The organism is Cobetia sp. 3AK (assembly GCF_029846335.1).
Lineage (GTDB): Bacteria > Pseudomonadota > Gammaproteobacteria > Pseudomonadales > Halomonadaceae > Cobetia > Cobetia marina.
Map to the genome: position 1 here is coordinate 37,989 of NZ_JARWKR010000010.1, position 17,899 is coordinate 55,887.

Consider the following 17,899-nt stretch of genomic DNA (forward strand, 5'->3'; position numbering starts at 1 on the left):
GCAGGACGCCTTGCCAGCCCCGTGGCGCAAGGCCAACCCTTGACAGCAGGCCTGCTCATCTTCTTTTCGCTCGATGGCGTGAAGGAGGCGTGATGGCTGCCGGCATCGAGTCCGGCATGCTAGGATTTCCCATCGGCATGTCGGATCTCGTGGTGTCATCAGTGCCCGGGTGTCATGGCCTGTCATCATATTCATGGGTTCCCGCTCTGCGGGAAGCAGTGCAAGGATAAGGAAGCGCATGTTCACCGGTATCGTGCAAGGCATGGCGGAAGTGGTCGCCATTGAAGAGCGTCCGGAGTTTCGTACCCATCAGGTCCGGTTGCCGCAGGGGTTGGAGCAGGGGCTGGAAACCGGGGCGTCAGTGGCGCACAACGGTTGCTGCCTGACCGTGACGGCACTCGAGGGTCAGCTGGCCAGTTTCGATCTGATGCGTGAGACACTGCGACTGACCAACCTCGGCGAGCTCAAGGTGGGCAGTCGGGTCAACATCGAGCGGGCAGCGCGCTTCGGGGATGAAATCGGTGGCCACTCCATGTCCGGTCACGTCATGGCGATGGTCACCCTCGATGCCATTGAAGCCACGGCCGACAATCGCCGGATCTGGTTCCAGGCTCCCGCTGAGCTGATGCGTTTCCTGTTCGACAAGGGCTATGTGGGACTGGACGGTGTCAGTCTGACCATCGGGGAGGTCCAGGGCACGCGTTTCTGCGTCAATCTGATACCGGAAACTCTGGAGCGCACCCTGATGGGTGAGCGCGCGGTGGGGGATCGGGTCAATCTCGAGGTGGACCCCCAGACCCAGGCCATCGTCGAGACGGTGGAGCGAGTCATGGCCTCACGGCTGGCATGAGGCTTGCAGGCTTCCTACGGGGTCAATTCGCTGGCAGGACGCCAGAACCCGTCTGACCGGTCAGGAAATATGCCTGCAATGCTCGATTCGCTGCAGACCTTTGGGTACCATGTTGCGCCTTTCGATGCCCTGCCACCGGCAGGGCATCGTGGTTCAGGCAGGCTGAACGAGGGGGAAGCCATGGTTGCCCCCTGTGCAGCATACCTGTCCGAGTGAGTTCGTGTTGATCCGCTGTCCCCGAACGTCATCGACCACTGCGGCTTGCCGGACAGGCACTGCTCAAGGATAAGGGTTTCCCTCATGCTGGAACGTCTCTTCAAGCTCTCGGAGCACGGTACCAATGTGCGTACCGAAGTCATCGCCGGATTCACTTCCTTCCTGGCGATGGCCTATATCATCTTCGTTGCCCCCTCGATGCTGGCCTCCACCGGCATGGATCACGGCGCTGTCTTCGTGGCGACCTGTCTGGCAGCTGCTCTTGGCTGCCTGATCATGGGGCTCTACGCCAACTACCCGATCGCGCTGGCACCCGGCATGGGCCTGACGGCCTTCTTCACCTATACGGTGGCGGGGCAGATGGGCGTTCCCTGGCAGATCGCGCTGGGCGCGGTCTTCCTGTCCGGGGTGAGTTTCTTCCTGCTCTCCGCCTTCAAGATCCGGGAGTGGATCATCAACGCCATTCCGGCCTCACTGAAGACGGGCATCGCCGCGGGCATCGGCCTGTTCATGGCGATCATCGCGCTGCAGGGCAGCGGCATCGTCGTTGATGCACCGGGCACCCTGGTCACGTTGGGTGATCTGTCCTCGCCGGCAGCCCTGTATGCGCTGCTGTCATTCTTCCTGATCGTCGCGCTGTCCTACCGCAAGGTGATCGGCGCCGTGATGATCGGCATCCTGGTGGTGACGCTGCTGGCGACCCTGACCGGCAACAATGACTTCCATGGCCTTGCCTCGATGCCGCCTAGCATGCTGCCGACATTCGCACAGCTCGACATCGCCGGTGCCTTCAACCTGGGCATGGTGTCGATCATCTTCGCGTTCCTGTTCGTCGATCTGTTCGATACCTCGGGCACGTTGATCGCCGTGTCCCAGCAGGCGGGACTCACCAACGAGCGTGGCCACCTGCCGCGTCTCGGTCGTGCCCTGATGGCAGACTCCAGCGCGACCATGGCCGGTTCGGTGATGGGGACCTCGAATGTCACCAGCTATATCGAATCTGCCACCGGGGTGGCGGCAGGCGGACGCACAGGACTGACCGCGGTGGTCGTGGCGGGACTGTTTCTCGTCAGCCTGTTCCTGTCACCGCTGGCCACCTCCATCCCCGCCTTTGCCACCGCGGGTGCGCTGCTCTATGTTGCCTGCCTGATGACAGGTGGCCTGGCACGCATCGACTGGAATGACATTACCGAAGCCGCGCCAGTGGTGATCGCCACCCTGGTGATGCCACTGACCTACTCGATTGCCAACGGGATCGCACTGGGCTTCATCAGCTACGCCGTGATCAAGCTGTTCTCTGGCCGCTATCGTGATCTGAGCCCGGGGCTGGTGATTCTCGCCGTCCTGTTTGCCTGCAAATACCTGTTCCTCGACGGAGCCCTTTAATGAGCATCTACAGCGACTACATCAAGTCTGTCATCCGCACCGTGCCGGATTGGCCCCAGCCGGGTGTCAACTTCCGTGACATCACGCCGGTGCTGCAGAATTCCGCCGCGTTCCGCAAGCTGATCGACTCCTTCGTGCACCGCTATCAGGAGATGGAGATCGACGCCATCGCCGCCATCGATGCACGCGGCTTCATCATCGGTGCACCGCTGGCCTATGAGCTGGGCTGCAGCTTCGTGCCGGTGCGCAAGAAGGGCAAGCTGCCGTTCAAGACCATCAGCGAGACCTACACGCTGGAATACGGTGAGTCCACCGTCGAACTGCATTCCGATGCCTTCCGTGAAGGCGATCGCATCCTGGTGATGGATGACCTGATCGCCACCGGTGGCACCATGCTGGCGGCCTGCAAGTTGATCGAGCGCACCGGCGGTATCGTGGTGGAGACCGCCGCGATCATCGACCTGCCGGAGCTGGGCGGTTCCGCCAAGATCCGCGAAGAAGGCCACAGCGTCTTCGCCGCCTGCAGCTTTACCGAAGCCGAGTAAGCCTGCGCAACGACGATGGCCCTGTCTTCTGGCAGGGCCATCGTCGTTGCAGACAACGTCCGATATCGTCGTCGCCGGCAGTGTCGTTTCACACCGGCGCGATCTGTCCCTTGTAGGGTGGCACGCCAGCCACCATGCTTTGTTCCTGTTCCGTCATTGCGAGTGACCCACATGTCTTCCGAACGCTATCACGACCATTTCATCGTCTCCTGGGACCAGCTGCACCGCGACGTGCGCGCGCTCTGTCATGACCTGATCGGTCGTGACTACAAGGGCATCATCGCCATCACCCGTGGTGGGTTGATCCCGGCTGGCCTGATCGCCCGTGAGCTGGGCATCCGCCATATCGACACCGTGTGCATCAAGAGCTACCACGACCACATGGAGCAGGGGGGGCTGGAAGTGGTCAAGGGCGTCGATCACGACGGTGACGGCTGGCTGCTGGTCGATGACCTCGTCGACACCGGCAATACCGCACGTGCCGTGCGCGACATGTTGCCCAAGGCCCATTTCGTGACCGTCTACGCCAAGCCGGAAGGCCGTCCGCTGGTCGATGACTTCATCACCGAAGTGCCGCAGAACTGCTGGATCCAGTTCCCGTGGGACATGGGAATCGCCTACGTCGAACCGATCTCCGAGCAGCTCAAGAAGCAAGAGAGCGACAGCTGACATGCCGTTGGAGACTGCCACCTCCGGTAACTCCCAGGTGCTGCCTGCCGACTGGCAGGCGCATCTCGGGCTGGAATTCCATGCCGAGTACATGCAGCGGCTCAAGGCCTTCCTGCGCGCCGAGAAAGATGCCGGCAAGGTGATCTACCCGCACTCGCAGGACTGGTTTCGCGCCTTCTGGCTGACCCCGCTGAGCAACGTCAAGGTCGTGATCCTGGGGCAGGACCCCTATCACGGGCCGGACCAGGCACATGGTCTGTGCTTCTCGGTACGCCCCGGCGTGCGCCCGCCGCCCTCACTGAAGAACATCTACAAGGAACTGGCTGTCGATGTCGGGGTCGAACCCGTGGATCACGGCTTCCTCGAGAGCTGGGCGGAGCAAGGGGTGTTGCTGCTCAATAGCGTGCTGACGGTCGAGCAGGGCAAGGCCGCCTCGCATCAGAAGCAAGGTTGGGAGCAGTTCACCGACCGCGCCATCGACGTGATCAACCAGCACTGCGAGGGTGTCGTCTTCCTGCTCTGGGGCAGTCATGCCCAGAAGAAGGCGGGGGCCGTGGATCGCCAGAAGCATCTGGTACTCCACGCTCCGCATCCGTCGCCTCTCGCAGCGCACCGCGGATTCTTCGGTTCTCGTCACTTCTCACAGGCCAATGCCTGGCTGGAGGCACGTGGCGATGTGCCGATAGATTGGCAGCTGCCACTGCTTGATACCTGAGAGTGAAGACGAGAAACCACATTGACGCATCCGACATTGCAAGGACCTCGCGCGGGTCATCTGATCAGTCTCAAGAACCTGGGAGGGGCCGAGCGCACCTTCACCAATTTCTATCGCATGGCCGCCAATGAGCGTGATCATCATGTGCTGTTGCAGACCCCCGAGATTCATCCGATGCTGCAGTCCGTCTATGCGGACTTTCCAGGTCGCGTGCACGATATAAAGCGCTATCTCGGTATCAAGATCCCGCGTCAGCTCCCCTGGCTGCGGGATAACTGCCAGGCGCGATTGCTCGATGATGAAGAGATGCAGGCAATCGTGGTGTGGAACAAGTTGCGTCACCATCCTCTGCATTTTCCTGAGCACATCAGCCTCATCCATTACGAGCATGGCGCTGCCTGGTTCGTGGAGCCTACCCCCGAGGTCGAGGATTACCTCTCGAGGCTCGATGGCATCATCTGCAACTCCCATGCCGCCAGTCGCATGTTGCAATTGTCGCTCGGCATCCGTGACACCTTGCCCTGCAAAGTGGTGCGCAATTCCATCGTGCTGCCCGAGAAGGCCTCCACGCATCCGGCTTCGCGATTCAGAATCGGTTTTGCAGGACGCCTGACCGGCCTCAAGGCGCCAGTGATTGCCATCGAGGCGCTGCGAGATCTCAAGGTCAGTTTGCCCCATGCTGAGCTTTGGATCGCTGGTACGGGGACGCTGGAGGCGGCTCTCAAGTCATTGGTCATCGAGTGGGGGCTTGAAGACAGTGTCCGCTTCTGTGGCCTGCTCAGTGACATGAGTGAATTCTATTCTTCCCTCGATGCCTTCATCTGTCCTTCCTGGCGCGAGCCGTTCGGCAATGTGGTGCAGGAAGCCCTGGCGCATGGAGTGCCTGCGATCGTCGGCAATGTTGATGGATTGCCGGAGCAGATCACCTCCGGCCTCAATGGTGAGGTGCTGACACCCGGACGCCCGAAGGATGAGCTCGCCCGTTATGGAGAAGACTTCGTCCAGGGGTCGGACAGAGTCTATTCACCCGAGCGCGATGCCATCGTGCAGGCGCATGTCCTGGACTCGGCCGCCATTGCCGATGTCCTGCAGCGTTGGGCGGAAAGCCCGGAGCAGCGGAGAGAGATGGGGACGGTCGCCCGCGATATCATCGCACGAGATTTCTGTCAGCAACGGTACTGCCAGGGGATTGGTGACTTCATTGCCGAGGTAGTGGACAAGCGGTAATCAAGAGGCGGCCATGATGATGAATTGAATGGCATCTCCGAGAGATGCCATTCAAGGAAATCGTTATCGATGAGCGTCAAGCAACTCCTGGCTCATGGATCTTCTCTTGTGGTACTTGTATAACTTCTGCAATTCAATATAAGACAGAATGGATTTCTTGAGTGTCTTGTTGTTGACGATATTGCCAGAGGCCCATGGCGTCTTGGCTCTATAATAAAAGTAAACATCCTTCAATGGATGCAGTGAGCCATACTCCCAAGGCTTGCTGCCTTTTCCCATGTAGTGAATCATCTTGGGTTTCTTGATGGACTCCAGGAACTCATGTTCTGCTCTATGCTGTTCATCCATTCTTTTCTCAAGAATCTTGTAAGCAGGACGTTGAGCATTCCAGACCAACGGTAATTGTGTCCATTGGCCGTCGAGAATTTTATTCAGTGCGGATTGTTCAGGGTATAGACAGAGTTCGGGGTGTTTTCTCAAGAAATATAATGCCCTCTCGCCAATATTATATTCCTTCCAGCGAGGCATGTTGATCAACATCAAGCCGCAGTTGAAGTATTTGCCTTTCTCCAGGCCTAATGATTTATAAGGAGATCGGCCAATATTCTCCACAGCGGCCAGCGTGAAGTCCTGAGTCGGCAGGTCATCCATGATCGTCGTGATATCGTCCACGACGATAGTATCGCAATCAATGCATACGATATGTTGAATGGAAGGGTCGATGACCTCACTCAGATATAATCTGAAATAGATGGAAAGCCCGTAACGTTTGACCTCCAGTCCTTCAAACTTGCTCTCATCTAGATAGGTGAGCACGAGCTCTGACTGGAAAGGCGCGATCATCTCTTGCAATCTGGAAATGGTGTCGGACGACAGTCCTCCATCTCCAATGATGAAGCTCAGCGCTTCTGGTCTTTGACAGTTATCAAGTATGGACATGATGGTCGTGGCTAGATGAGGCGCATAGTTCTCATCGCACGATATAAAGATATGGAGCATGGCTGATGGTCACACCGTAAGTCTATTTTTCTGTACTGTAACATTGCGCTGGCGCATGATCTACTACTTCCTTTTTTTGACGGTATGTACACGAAAAATGCGTATTGTTTGCCTACTCTTGCGGCAAGGTGACGGATCATTCGCAATCTATGTATGAGGCTTGTCATGTGGTTGAAGCAGGAATTCCCTTATCGTAAACACTTTGATCGCAACAAATGTATTTTCATACATATCCCTAAGGCAGCCGGAACCTCTGTTCTAGCCGCATTGGGAAAGAAGAGTGAAAAAGGCCGGGATCACGTTTCCTGGCAAACTTATAAAAAAGCAGATGGCAAGAAATTCAATAATTACTTCAAGTTCTCCTTTGTGCGAGATCCCTATGATCGCGCTTTTTCCGCATACCATTATATATTGAAGGGTGGGAATCAGGGGCCTGAGGACAGTCGCGTGGCAGCCTCACTCGCAAAGTATCGTGGCTTTGATGACTTTGTGGAAAACGGGCTCTGGCAAGGTGCTTTTCGCAGTCATCTGTTATTCCACTCTCAATCTTCTTTCATCATGTCGGCAGATGACAGGTTGATGGTGGATTTCCTGGGACATTTCGAGACGCTGGATCAGGACTTCAAGATTGTCGCTGAGAAGCTGGGTATCGATTCCTCCATTGCTCATCGCAACAAGGGGGATGTCCGCTGTCGTGTGGCTCAGGAAAGTATGGCGTCTGCCACGCGAGAGAAGTTGGCCATCCTCTATGCACAGGACTTTGCCAATTTTGGGTATCCTTCTTGAGCAATGATTGTCGGAGGTTGGGTGTGGACTCATCCTCTCATGAGAGGGCAGGTGAGTCATCGGGGATGTCAGGCATGGCGCGGTGCTGATGTTTCCGTTGTGATAATGTCGGCTTCCGATAGGGACGCATTCACATAGAAGGAGCGCCATGGAAAGTCAGCCGAAGATAGGTCATCTCGTCAGCCTGAGAAATCTGGGCGGAGTGGAACGTCACTTTTCACGCTTCTTCACTACCATGCTGGAAGCCGGAAATGATTATCATGTCCTTCCGATGACCGATCGAATCCACCCTATCGTACAAGAAGAATTGAGTGATCATTTCTGGCGAATTCATTCCGTCAAGGGACCTCGTGGCATCAATCTTCCCAGGCAGATTCCATGGTTGCGTTCTACGTATCAGCGGAAATTGCTGAAATCATTGACGCTTGAGCAGTTGGTTGTCTGGAATAAATATCACCACTTCCCCATTGCTCTCCCAAATGACGTACCCATCGTGCATTTCGAGAGAGGCAGCGCCTGGTTCATCGAGCCGGCTCCCGATATCCAGCGCTACGTGGAACGCTGGTCCGGCGTCATTTGCAATTCCCATGCATCACTGCGCATGCTCCAGCTGAAGCTTGGTCTATCAGAGGAGTGCCCGGCGCTTGTGGCACGCAATGCCATGTCGCTACCGCAGGTGACGGCAACCCATGACGGCGACGTCTTCCGGTTGGGGTTTGCCGGTCGACTGACGGCACTCAAGGCGCCTGTCGTGGCGCTCGAGACCATCAGATTGCTGCGGGAAACCCATGCGAATGTGGAGCTGCATATCGCGGGAGACGGACCTTTGCGACACCCCCTGCAAGCATTGGTGACAAGGTGGGGGCTGGCCGATGTCGTGACGTTTCATGGCGCGGTCAAGGAGATGTCGGAATTCTATTGCACGCTGGATGCTTTCATCTGCCCTTCCTGGCGTGAGCCATTCGGTAACGTGGTGCAGGAAGCCTTGGCGCATGGCGTACCGACCATCGTCGGCAATGTCGATGGGCTGCCGGAGCAGGTCATCGCGGGAGAGAATGGCGCCGTGCTTCCCACCATCAGATCCATAGGTGAACTTGCAGAGCATGATCTCGCTTTCGTCGGGCCAGAGGTCAGGGTCTATTCGCCTGACGAGGATGCCATCGTTGCGGCCAGGGTGATATCGCCAGTGGCAGCAGCAGAAATGCTTGATAAATGGATCGCCAGTCCTGAGCTTCGGTGTGAAATGGGCCGACGTGCGCGTCAGATTCTGGCTGAGCGCTTCGATTACCCTAATTACTGTTCAGCCGTCGGCGATTTTCTTGACCGCCTCGCCCGTGACGATGTCGGGTGCGCTTAACATCAAAGTCCTGCTCGGCTAGAATACGCCCAATTTGCCAGCCTCTCTGCCTGCCATCGTCCCTCGCTGGCGGGGTAGTGCTGCGCAATCATGAGCACCATCTTCTGTCCCAAGAGGTATTTCCATGAGCGTCCATGCCATCAATCATCCACTGGTCCAGCACAAGCTCGGCCTGATGCGTGCAGCAGGCATCAGCACCAAGAGCTTCCGTGAGCTGGCCAGTGAGGTCGCCAAGCTGTTGACCTATGAGGCAACCCAGGACCTTGAGCTGGAAACTACCACCATTGACGCCTGGAGCGGCAACGAGCTGGACGTCCAGAGCATCAAGGGCAAGAAAGTGACCATCGTGCCGATCCTGCGTGCCGGTCTCGGCATGCTGGAAGGGGTGACGGACCTGATTCCCAGCGCGCGCATCAGCGTGGTGGGACTGTACCGTGATGAGGAAACCCTCGAGCCGGTACCGTACTTCGAGAAGTTCGTCTCGGATCTCGATGAGCGTCTGGCGATCGTCATCGACCCGATGCTGGCGACAGGCGGTTCCATGATCGCCACGCTGGACATGCTGAAGGCCAAGGGCTGCCAGCAGATCAAGGTGATCGTGCTGGTCGCGGCACCGGAAGGCATCGCCAAGGTGCAGGAGTCCTATCCTGACATCGAGATCTTCACGGCTTCCGTCGATGATCGTCTTGATGAGAATGGCTACATCGTCCCGGGTCTTGGTGACGCCGGTGACAAGATCTTCGGCACGCGCTAAGCGCCTCGTCTGAGCTCTCGACGCCCTACGCCTTGCGTGGGGCGTTTTTGTATCTGCCTTAACTGTCTGAGCAGTCAGGTTGAGGCCTTCCTTCGTCAGTTCATTGAATAGAATCTTCCGCCATGTCGTCTTCTCAAGCCCCGGACTCCGCTTCCTCTGCCTCTCACGATGCTCACCAGATTCCTGAGAAGGAGCCTTTCACGCTGGCGACGCTGATCACGGGAGCACAGATGCTCTTCGTGGCCTTCGGTGCGCTGGTGCTGGTGCCGTTGCTGACTGGCCTTGATCCCAACGTCGCGCTGTTCACGGCAGGGGTCGGGACGCTGGTCTTCCAGAGCGTCACCAAGGCGAGCGTGCCGGTCTTTCTCGCCTCGTCATTCGCCTTCATCGCTCCCATCCAGAGTTCGGTCGCCAACTTCGGCATTCCCGCCACCATGGGGGGATTGTTCGTTGCCGGACTGGTCTATGTGTTGCTGGCGCAGTGCATTCGTCTCAAGGGCGTCGGCATCGTGCATCGTCTGTTGCCTGCCGTGGTGGTGGGGCCTGTCATCATGGTGATCGGACTGGCGCTGGCACCGACCGCCGTTCAGATGGCCACGGGGGAATTCAGTGACACCATTTCTCATGGACAGGCACTGACCCTCTCGCTGGTGAGTCTTGCCGTCACCCTGGTACTGTCGATCTTCGGTCGCGGACTGTGGCGCCTCATCCCGATTCTCGGCGGGATCATCACCGGCTATCTGCTGGGACTGGCCATGGGGGTGATCGACCTGTCGCCTGTGGCGGAGGCGGCGTGGCTGGCCCTGCCAAGCTTCACCGCTCCTACCTTCGAGTTCTCCGCCATCCTGTTCATGATTCCGGTCGCCATCGCGCCGGCCGTGGAGCATATCGGTGACATGGTGGCCATCGGCTCCGTGACGCGTCAGAACTATCTGAAGAAGCCGGGGCTGCATCGGACACTGCTGGGAGATGGCCTGGCCACCAGCGCGGCCTCATTGTTCGGTGGACCGCCCAACACGACATACTCGGAAGTGACGGGCGCCGTCATGCTGACGCGCAATTTCAATCCGCGTGTCATGACCGTCGCGGCCTGCGTGGCCATCTCGCTTGCCTTCATCGGCAAGGTGGGGGCGGTACTGCAGACGATTCCCTCCCCTGTCATGGGTGGCATCATGTGCTTGCTGTTCGGGTCGATCGCCGTGGTGGGGATGAACACCCTGGTGCGTGCCGGTGACTCGCTTACCGCGCCGCGCAATCTGGTGATCGCATCCTTGATTCTGGTCTTCGGGATTGGCGGCATGCAGGTCGGTGGTGGCCAGTTCACGCTGCAGGGCGTCAGCCTGGCGGCCATTCTGGGGATCGTGCTCAATCTGGTGCTGCCCCCGGCGAAAGAGGGGGAGTGAACCCTCACGGCCTGTCGAGTGAGCGGATGCCCAGGTGAATCGCGGTTCTGATGAATGCCCCTCTTTCGTGTCGCGGTACTGACAGGAAAGAGGGGCATTCTTGATTGATGCGTGGCTCGCTGGGAAGAAAGGGGGCTCCTTCGGTTTATCCCGCGCTGGCGATGCATGACCAGTGACAGGCTGTCAGGCTTTCCTCGTCCAGTGGTTCAGACCCATCAGCATCTTGCGCCTGGGCATGGTGGAGTCGGTAGCGCTCTCCGGCCTGCAGCCGCACGGCATCTCCGGATCTGAGGTGGATATCGAGCGCTTCTGCCGGCAGCTCGATGCGCAGTCGCCCGCGGGTGACGAGCAAGAGGCTGTCATGGCTTGCCTGCAGGCTGACGCTGTCCTGGTCTTCAAGCCTCCCCAGCGTGACCTGCGGTTTCTGACGACGCTGTTCTGAGGCATCAGGCCAGTCGGGAATCTTGCGCAGTCGCGTGTCAGCGGGGCTTTCCTCGCATGGTGCATGCTCCTCACGGCGCAGCACTCGCGCAGGCGCCTCGGGGATCTCGTCGCTGAAGAAGTGACTGAGCGAGACGGGGAAGACATCGAGTATCTTGTTGAGCGAGCTGACAGAGGGGCTGACGGCATCCTGTTCGACCTGGGAAATGGTCGAGTTGGTGACGTTGGCGCGCTTGGCGAGTTCGCGTTGAGACAGGCCGTGGCGGGTGCGCAGGATGCGCAGGCGCTGGCCAAGCGTCGGCGACGTGTTCGCGTGACGGGCTTGTGGCTCATCGGGGGATGCCGTCGAGGTCTGGCGGGCTGGAGAGGGAGTCGAATTGGCCGATGGCATATGGCAAAGGCTCCGGTCAGTGGATGGCAGGGCAGGGGGATCAACTGGCACGGCTGCTGCCACCGGCGCTCAGGGTCTCGAGCAGGTGTCGGCCCTGGTTGTCTTCGTGGTGACGCCGCGCGATACAAGGCAGCCACAGGCAGAAGGTCGCGCCGCCCCCGGGCGTCTCTTCCAGCCACAGTCGTCCGCCCAGTTGCGTGATCAACCCGGACGAGACCGACAGACCGATGCCGGAGCCGTTGGCGCGCGTGGTGAAGAAAGGGATGAAGATGCGCTCCCTGAGGTGTTCCGGGACGCCATTGCCGTGATCGATGATCCGGATCTCGATGCCGGCCACGACCTCACCGCCGGGGTCTCCTGTCATCACCGGCGAATGATCCTCCTCCACACCGGCGAGCGTCGCGTCGCGATCGGCGCTGGTGATGCATAGCGTGTCCGGTCCGGGTGCCATCTCGATGGCATTGATGAGCAGGTTGACCAGCACCTGTGTCAGCTGGGCGCGGTCGGCCTCGATCTGACGTGTCGCCGAGAGCTCATGCGTCAATCTGTGTCCGTGATGATCCAGCGCATGGCGTACCAGTACTTCGACGCTATGGATGGCCTCATCTGGATGAATCTGGCTGAGGTTCGGGGGGCTCAGCGTGGTGGGGAGCGTCTCGCCCGGCAGGTCAGGCAACTCTGCCTGTGCGCCGTGGTGGCTCGCCTGATGTGGGTCACGTGCATATTGGCGCAGGTTGTCGACCAGCGCGCGAATCCGTTCCACCTGATGGATGATGGTCGCGATTTCCTCGCGTACGGGGTCTGCCTGGTCGCCGAGAATGACTTCGATCAACTCGACATGCCCGAGGATGACGGCGGCGGGATTGTTGATCTCATGCCCGATGCCTGCCGTGAGTTCCCCGAGTGCTGCCAGCTTCTCGCGGGTCAACAGCTTCGCGCGTGCTTCGCGCAACAGGCGGACATGCTCCTCCAGTGCCTGGCTGCGCTCGCGCAGCGTGTTCGTCTGTGCGCTCAAGTCACGCGTGCGGTCCTCGACCTGGGCTTCCAGGGTATTGGCGGCCGCCTGAATCTCGCTGCGGTGCGCCTCCAGCCGCGCCAGCATGGTATCGAATTCCTGCGCCAGCTCATCCAGCTCATCACCGCGACGCTGTTCGGGGCCAAGCGAGGCAAGCGGCCCGATGCGCAGCCCATCACTGGAGGGTGCATCGCGAACGGCATGCACCACATGGCGTATCTGGCGAATGGGGCGCATCAGGCGCTCGACCCCGCCCCAGACCAGCAGAACTCCCAACAGGCTGACCGCCAGCAGTACCAGGCTGATGTGGACCAATGTCTCCCGGTAGAGTCGCACGTAGGGTGCCTGGGGGTAGCCCGCGTAGATCATGCCGATCCGCTGGCCGTCCAGAGAATCCAGAGGCGCATAGGCGGCAACGAACCAGTCGCGTACCACGAAGGCGCGATTGACGTAGCGCTGCCCCTCACCGATGACCTGACGGGTCACTTCGAGCGAGGCCTGCGTGCCGAGTGCGCGTTCACCGGTGCTGTCAGTCACGTTGGTGGCAATTCGGACATCGTCCAGAAACAGGGTGATGGTGCCTGTGCCATCCAGCGGCAGCGTCCCCGGGCCGTAGAGGAGATCACGGATCTCATCCACCAGGTTGGGGTCACGATTGAGCAGCCGCCCGGCATCAAGCACGCCCACGAGCGTCCCGCGTGCATCCATGATCGGCACCAGCGCGCGCAGCAGCATGCCGCGCGTTTCCTCACGCCGCGCGCTGGGTTGTGCATGAGGTGTCCGGCGCAGGGCCAGGCGGGCCCGCTCTGCCAGCAAGGGGTCGAGGGATGCCAGCGAATCGGCGCTGAGCATGTCGAGGCCATCCAGGCTCTCGCCCTGGCGAAGGCGCGGAACCAGGGCGGCGACGCCGGGCGTCTGTCCGAGCTGCTCCGCTGGCAGCCAGCGGAGCCAATCGGCGTTGAGGGTCTCACGCAACGCCTTCAGACGAGGCGCCAGTGTCTCGGTCGATGGTGAGGTCGAGCCTGGCAGCGTGGTGGACTGGCGCAGGTTGCGGCGCAGGGTTTCCAGGCCGTCACGAAGTCGCTGGTGCTGACGTTGCAGCGTGCGGCTTGCCACATCGAGGTCGCTGCGCACGTTCATGTACAGCTGGCGGTCGGTGTAGGCGGTGGTCCAATAGGCGGTCAGGCCGACCAGCGCCAGCAGCAACAGCAGCAGCGGGGCCAGCGTCAGCACCAGCAAGCGGCGGCGCAGCGAGCCGGCAAGGTAATGGCGCAGGCGCTGGATCATGCAGGGTCATCAGCCGAGCGGTGAGACGAGTCGCGGTCAGGCATGGCGCTCTCGGCCTCGGCGCGCCAGTGGGTCAGCTTGCGATCCAGCGTCTTGCGCGAGATGCCCAGCTGACGTGCGGCAGCGGACTTGTTGTTGGCGTGATGCTCCAGTACTGCACGCAGATGCGCTTGCTCCACACGATCCAGCGACCACACCAGCGGATAGCCGTGTGAAGCCTCGCTGTCGGCCTCCCCCCCCGCATGGGGAGCGGCAGCGTCGCCTGGTGCATCCGAAGCGCCGGGCATCGCGGCATGGCCAGACGTGAGAGAGGTGCCGGAGGCCGGGAGGGCATCGCCGGGCAGGCGGCCCAGCAGCAGCGCGCGCTCGATGACATTCTTCAATTCACGCACGTTGCCGGGCCAGGCATAGCGACACAGGCGCGCAAGGTCGGTGTGATCCCAGGGGACCTCGGGCAGTCCCAGTTCGCGCGACAGCTGTCGAGAGAAATGCAGGGCCAGGGCAGGAATGTCCGCGGGGCGATCCCGCAGTGCCGGCAGCCGCAAGCTGAGCACGTTCAAGCGGTAGTAGAGGTCTTCCCGGAAGCGACCCGCCGCGACCTCCGTCTCGAGCGTGCGATGGGTGGCGGCCACGATGCGCACATCGACGGCCTGCTCCTGCTCACCGCCCACTGGGCGCACGCGTCGGGTTTCCAGTACCCGCAACAGCCTGGACTGCATGGTCAGCGGCATCTCGCCGATTTCATCCAGGAACAGGGTGCCGCCATCGGCGAAGCTGAACAGCCCATCACGTCCGCGGTGGGCGCCGGTGAAGGCCCCCTTGAGGTGACCGAAAAGCTCGCTCTCCAGAAGTTCCGGACTGATGGCGCCACAGTTGACCGGTACGAAGGCACCGCGCCGTCCGGAGAGGCGGTGCAGGTCGCGTGCCGCCAGCTCCTTGCCGGTGCCGGATTCCCCGAGTATCAGCACGGGAGAGGGGGCCGGCGCGACGCGCGCGATGATCTGCGCGAGTTCCTGCATGCCGGGGGTCTCGCCCTGCAGGCTGGCCTCCTCACCCTGGTGGCGTGCATTGTCGCGACGCAGCAGGAAGTTCTCGCGTGCCAGCTGGCGGCGTTCGAGGCAGCGGTCTATCGCGGCGTGCAGCTGTTCGAGGCGGAACGGCTTGATGATGAAATCACTGGCACCTGCGCGCAGGGCACGTACGGCGGTATCGAGATCGGCATAGGCCGTCATGAAGATGACGTCGCTGACCGATGACGGTGACAGGGCCTCCTCCCACTCAAGGCCATCACGTCCCGGCAGGCGGATGTCGAGCAGGATGAGATCAAAATGCAGGCGCGAGCGCAGCGATTCGGCCTGCTCGACGCTTTCGACGGCTTCGATCATCGCGAAGCGGGATGCCAGCGCCTTTTCCAGGTAACGCCGCATGCCCGGCTCGTCATCGACGATCAGGACCGATGCGGTCGGCAAAGCCTGGTCGTGCGTGGCGCGACGCGCCTCCCGTGCGGGAGAGGTGGCGTGGACGGTCATGGCGTTCCTCTATCATGCGTGGCGTGCATCGGGGCGATGGTCATACGGGTATGGCGTGTCAGGGTGGCGTTCGTTCGCTCATTGTCGCGCGGCGCACGGTACTTTATCTAGCCATTCTCTCGATCTCGCCATTCTCTCGGCATTCGCTTTCGCCCGGCGCGGCCACAGTCACCACGGTGTCGGGTGAAGCGAGATCTAGAGGCTCGCGCATGAGGCCATCGTAGCAGCGAGAGTCAGGGCCGCGAGCGGGTGGCCAGCGCGAAGGAACAGTGTATCGTGTCGTCCCGCGCAGGCTCACGGGTGGGTCAAGATGACCCGCTTGTGGCAGGGCGGCGATATCCTGTCAGTATTCTCGCCGGCGCTCACCCGGGCATCCAAGCGTTGCCAGCGGGCCATGTGCAGGACAAGTCACCAAGTGAATGGCGAGAGCGTGGCCTTGCGGGCACGCTGCTTGCAATGTCTTGCCGCGGGGAGATGGCCAGCCACCGCTGGAGGCACATCTCCCTCGTGAATCACCCCGATAATGACACGCCAGGGAGCTACCTCATGCCGCATCGCCACATCCTCTCCGCCCGCCATCTGCTGGGTGCCATCGCCGGTCTGTCTCTCGGCGCGCTGAGCCTGCAACCCGCTCAGGCCGCGGATGACATCATCCGCCTCGCGACCACCACCAGTACCTACAATTCCGGCCTGCTGGACAATCTGTTGCCGGCATACGAACAGGCCAACGATGTCACTGTCCAGGTGATCGCCGTGGGGACCGGCAAGGCATTGCGCATGGGGCAGGATGGCGATGTGGATCTGGTGATGACGCATGCGCCGGGCGCGGAGCGCAAGTTCGTCGATGCCGGGTATGGCATCGAGCCACATGGCGTGATGTACAACGACTTCGTGCTGCTGGGGCCCAAGGCGGATCCGGCCAATGTCGAGGGCATGTCCGACGTGGACGCGGCCCTGGCCAGAATTGCCGAGAGCAATGCCGGCTTCGTGTCACGCGGTGATGACTCCGGGACTCACAAGAAGGAGCTGTCGCTGTGGGCGAGCGCCGATGTCGTCCCCGATTTCTCGGCATACAAGGCCGTGGGGCAGGGGATGGGCAAGGTGCTGAGCATGGCCAGCGAGCTGCAGGATTACACCCTGAGTGACCGCGGCACCTGGCTTGCCATGCAGGACAAGCTCGACCTTTCCGTGCTGGTGGAGGGAGATGCGCGCCTGTTCAATCCCTACCAGGTGATTCTGGTCAACCCGGCCAATCATGAAGGTCTGAACACCGAAGGCGCCCGTGCGCTGGCTCAGTGGCTGATTTCCCGTGAGGGTCAGCAGGCGATCGATGACTTCCGTCTCAAGGGGCAGGCGCTGTTCCATGCCAGCCACGGTGAAACCGGTTTCGATGCCCAGAAGACTGCGGATGGCAGTGGTGCAGGTCAGGCAGCCGGCGGTGAGACTGCCACCCAGCAGGCGGCGCCGCGTTCGTGACGCTCTGGCATACCACGCAGGAGGCCATGGGCCTCCTGCTGAGCATGGACGCCGCACTCTGGGAAATCATCGGCGTCTCTTTCCGGGTCTCGCTGATGGCCATGTTGGTGGCTGTACCGCCGGCTCTGCTGATCGCCTTCGTGCTGGTGCGTTGCGCCTTCCCGGGGCGCTGGCTGTTGATCTCGCTGGTGAATACCCTGATGGCCGTGCCCACCGTGGTGGTGGGGCTGCTGCTGTTCATTCTGCTGTCACGGGCAGGCCCTCTGGGGGATTGGCATCTTCTGTTCACCCAGCCAGCGATGATTCTGGGCCAGATTCTGCTGGCGCTGCCGATATTGGTGGTGATGCTGCATGCGGCACTGGCTGGCGTGGACAGACGTGCCTGGGAAACCGCATTGCAACTGGGGGCATCCCGGCCTGCGGCGTTGTGGCGGCTGGTGATGGAGGCACGCTTCGGGGTGATGGCCGCGTTGGTGGCGGCGTTTGGTAGAATCATCGCGGAAGTGGGTTGCGCCATGATGGTGGGTGGTAACATTGCCGGCTTTACCCGCAACATCACGACCGCGATCGCCCTGGAGACCCTCAAGGGAGAATACGCTCAGGGGGTCGCCCTGGGCATGGTGCTGCTGATATTGGCCCTGGTGCTCAATCTGCTGCTGGGGCTGCTGCGTGGCCGTGGTCAGCTGGCCGTACAGGTCTGAGTGGCGTGCCGTGGATCACCGCATCGCGCAAGTCTGAATTGTCGTCTGGAGTTTCGATGTCCCCCCTCAACTCTTCGCCCTCATCCTCCTCGCCGGGCGAATCTCCCCATGAGGCCATGCTGACCTCGTCGTCAGAACCCGTGCCAGACGCT

General features: G+C 60.7%; 16 protein-coding genes. 12 read left to right on the plus strand and 4 right to left on the minus strand.

Translation table 11 applies throughout. The annotated features are described in order from the left end of the window. Positions 1-238: 238 nt before the first annotated feature. From QD228_RS13900 to QD228_RS13925, 6 genes are all read left to right on the plus strand, one after another. Positions 239-850 (plus strand): riboflavin synthase subunit alpha, encoded by a 612-nt coding sequence (locus tag QD228_RS13900; RefSeq protein WP_136938677.1) that lies wholly within the window; start codon positions 239-241, stop codon positions 848-850. A gap of 300 nt (positions 851-1,150) precedes the next feature. Further along, entirely contained in the window at positions 1,151-2,452 is a 1,302-nt protein-coding gene (locus QD228_RS13905; RefSeq protein ID WP_084208142.1) for an NCS2 family permease, read from the plus strand. Continuing rightward, positions 2,452-2,997: an adenine phosphoribosyltransferase gene (locus tag QD228_RS13910; RefSeq protein ID WP_077374582.1), complete on the plus strand. Its 546-nt coding sequence runs from the start codon at positions 2,452-2,454 to the stop codon at positions 2,995-2,997. Before QD228_RS13905 ends, QD228_RS13910 begins: the two co-directional genes overlap by 1 nt. 171 nt (positions 2,998-3,168) lie before the next feature. Continuing rightward, on the plus strand, positions 3,169-3,666 hold the full coding sequence (gene gpt, locus QD228_RS13915) for a xanthine phosphoribosyltransferase (RefSeq protein ID WP_077374580.1): 498 nt from the start codon (positions 3,169-3,171) through the stop codon (positions 3,664-3,666). Position 3,667: 1 nt separating this feature from the next. Continuing rightward, on the plus strand, positions 3,668-4,381 hold the full coding sequence (gene ung / locus QD228_RS13920) for a uracil-DNA glycosylase (protein WP_279875903.1): 714 nt from the start codon (positions 3,668-3,670) through the stop codon (positions 4,379-4,381). Positions 4,382-4,417: 36 nt separating this feature from the next. Further along, positions 4,418-5,608, plus strand: coding sequence for a glycosyltransferase family 4 protein (locus tag QD228_RS13925; RefSeq protein WP_279875904.1), 1,191 nt, complete (start codon positions 4,418-4,420; stop codon positions 5,606-5,608). A 63-nt stretch (positions 5,609-5,671) separates the two neighbouring features. On the opposite strand, the gene QD228_RS13930 is transcribed toward QD228_RS13925, so the two are convergent. After that, positions 5,672-6,607, minus strand: a complete 936-nt coding sequence (locus tag QD228_RS13930; RefSeq protein ID WP_279875905.1) for a glycosyltransferase family 8 protein — start codon at positions 6,605-6,607, stop codon at positions 5,672-5,674. Between the two features lie 165 nt (positions 6,608-6,772). Here QD228_RS13930 and QD228_RS13935 point away from each other — a divergent pair, with 165 nt between their 5' ends. From QD228_RS13935 to QD228_RS13950, 4 genes are all read left to right on the plus strand, one after another. Next, positions 6,773-7,393, plus strand: a complete 621-nt coding sequence (locus tag QD228_RS13935) for a sulfotransferase family 2 domain-containing protein (protein WP_279875906.1) — start codon at positions 6,773-6,775, stop codon at positions 7,391-7,393. Positions 7,394-7,541: 148 nt separating this feature from the next. After that, positions 7,542-8,750, plus strand: coding sequence for a glycosyltransferase (locus tag QD228_RS13940; protein WP_279875907.1), 1,209 nt, complete (start codon positions 7,542-7,544; stop codon positions 8,748-8,750). A 124-nt stretch (positions 8,751-8,874) separates the two neighbouring features. Further along, on the plus strand, positions 8,875-9,504 hold the full coding sequence (gene upp / locus QD228_RS13945) for a uracil phosphoribosyltransferase (RefSeq protein WP_077374565.1): 630 nt from the start codon (positions 8,875-8,877) through the stop codon (positions 9,502-9,504). Positions 9,505-9,626: 122 nt separating this feature from the next. Then, on the plus strand, positions 9,627-10,907 hold the full coding sequence (locus tag QD228_RS13950) for a uracil-xanthine permease family protein (RefSeq protein WP_279875908.1): 1,281 nt from the start codon (positions 9,627-9,629) through the stop codon (positions 10,905-10,907). A gap of 145 nt (positions 10,908-11,052) precedes the next feature. Here the strand turns inward: QD228_RS13950 and QD228_RS13955 are convergent, their stop codons facing one another. The 3 genes from QD228_RS13955 to QD228_RS13965 are packed head-to-tail and all read right to left on the minus strand — an operon-like array spanning position 11,053 to position 15,570. Continuing rightward, positions 11,053-11,739, minus strand: a complete 687-nt coding sequence (locus tag QD228_RS13955; protein WP_279875909.1) for a helix-turn-helix domain-containing protein — start codon at positions 11,737-11,739, stop codon at positions 11,053-11,055. A 40-nt stretch (positions 11,740-11,779) separates the two neighbouring features. After that, positions 11,780-14,041: a cache domain-containing protein gene (locus QD228_RS13960; RefSeq protein WP_279875910.1), complete on the minus strand. Its 2,262-nt coding sequence runs from the start codon at positions 14,039-14,041 to the stop codon at positions 11,780-11,782. Beyond that, on the minus strand, positions 14,038-15,570 hold the full coding sequence (locus QD228_RS13965; RefSeq protein ID WP_279875911.1) for a sigma-54 dependent transcriptional regulator: 1,533 nt from the start codon (positions 15,568-15,570) through the stop codon (positions 14,038-14,040). The genes QD228_RS13960 and QD228_RS13965 overlap by 4 nt, the downstream gene beginning before the upstream one ends. Before the next feature lie 546 nt (positions 15,571-16,116). On the opposite strand from QD228_RS13965, the gene QD228_RS13970 reads away from it, so the two are divergent. Next, entirely contained in the window at positions 16,117-17,046 is a 930-nt protein-coding gene (locus tag QD228_RS13970; RefSeq protein ID WP_077374553.1) for a substrate-binding domain-containing protein, read from the plus strand. 26 nt (positions 17,047-17,072) lie between these two features. Next, on the plus strand, positions 17,073-17,747 hold the full coding sequence (locus tag QD228_RS13975; protein WP_279875912.1) for an ABC transporter permease: 675 nt from the start codon (positions 17,073-17,075) through the stop codon (positions 17,745-17,747). Positions 17,748-17,899 lie beyond the last annotated feature (152 nt).

Coding starts and splice junctions, on each gene's coding strand:
- QD228_RS13900 (WP_136938677.1), top strand. CDS start 239: ATGTTCACCGGTATCGTGCAAGGCATGGCGGAAGTGGTCGCCATTGAA.
- QD228_RS13905 (WP_084208142.1), top strand. CDS start 1,151: ATGCTGGAACGTCTCTTCAAGCTCTCGGAGCACGGTACCAATGTGCGT.
- QD228_RS13910 (WP_077374582.1), top strand. CDS start 2,452: ATGAGCATCTACAGCGACTACATCAAGTCTGTCATCCGCACCGTGCCG.
- gpt (WP_077374580.1), top strand. CDS start 3,169: ATGTCTTCCGAACGCTATCACGACCATTTCATCGTCTCCTGGGACCAG.
- ung (WP_279875903.1), top strand. CDS start 3,668: ATGCCGTTGGAGACTGCCACCTCCGGTAACTCCCAGGTGCTGCCTGCC.
- QD228_RS13930 (WP_279875905.1), bottom strand. CDS start 6,607: ATGCTCCATATCTTTATATCGTGCGATGAGAACTATGCGCCTCATCTA.
- QD228_RS13935 (WP_279875906.1), top strand. CDS start 6,773: ATGTGGTTGAAGCAGGAATTCCCTTATCGTAAACACTTTGATCGCAAC.
- QD228_RS13940 (WP_279875907.1), top strand. CDS start 7,542: ATGGAAAGTCAGCCGAAGATAGGTCATCTCGTCAGCCTGAGAAATCTG.
- upp (WP_077374565.1), top strand. CDS start 8,875: ATGAGCGTCCATGCCATCAATCATCCACTGGTCCAGCACAAGCTCGGC.
- QD228_RS13950 (WP_279875908.1), top strand. CDS start 9,627: ATGTCGTCTTCTCAAGCCCCGGACTCCGCTTCCTCTGCCTCTCACGAT.
- QD228_RS13955 (WP_279875909.1), bottom strand. CDS start 11,739: ATGCCATCGGCCAATTCGACTCCCTCTCCAGCCCGCCAGACCTCGACG.
- QD228_RS13960 (WP_279875910.1), bottom strand. CDS start 14,041: ATGATCCAGCGCCTGCGCCATTACCTTGCCGGCTCGCTGCGCCGCCGC.
- QD228_RS13965 (WP_279875911.1), bottom strand. CDS start 15,570: ATGACCGTCCACGCCACCTCTCCCGCACGGGAGGCGCGTCGCGCCACG.
- QD228_RS13970 (WP_077374553.1), top strand. CDS start 16,117: ATGCCGCATCGCCACATCCTCTCCGCCCGCCATCTGCTGGGTGCCATC.
- QD228_RS13975 (WP_279875912.1), top strand. CDS start 17,073: ATGGGCCTCCTGCTGAGCATGGACGCCGCACTCTGGGAAATCATCGGC.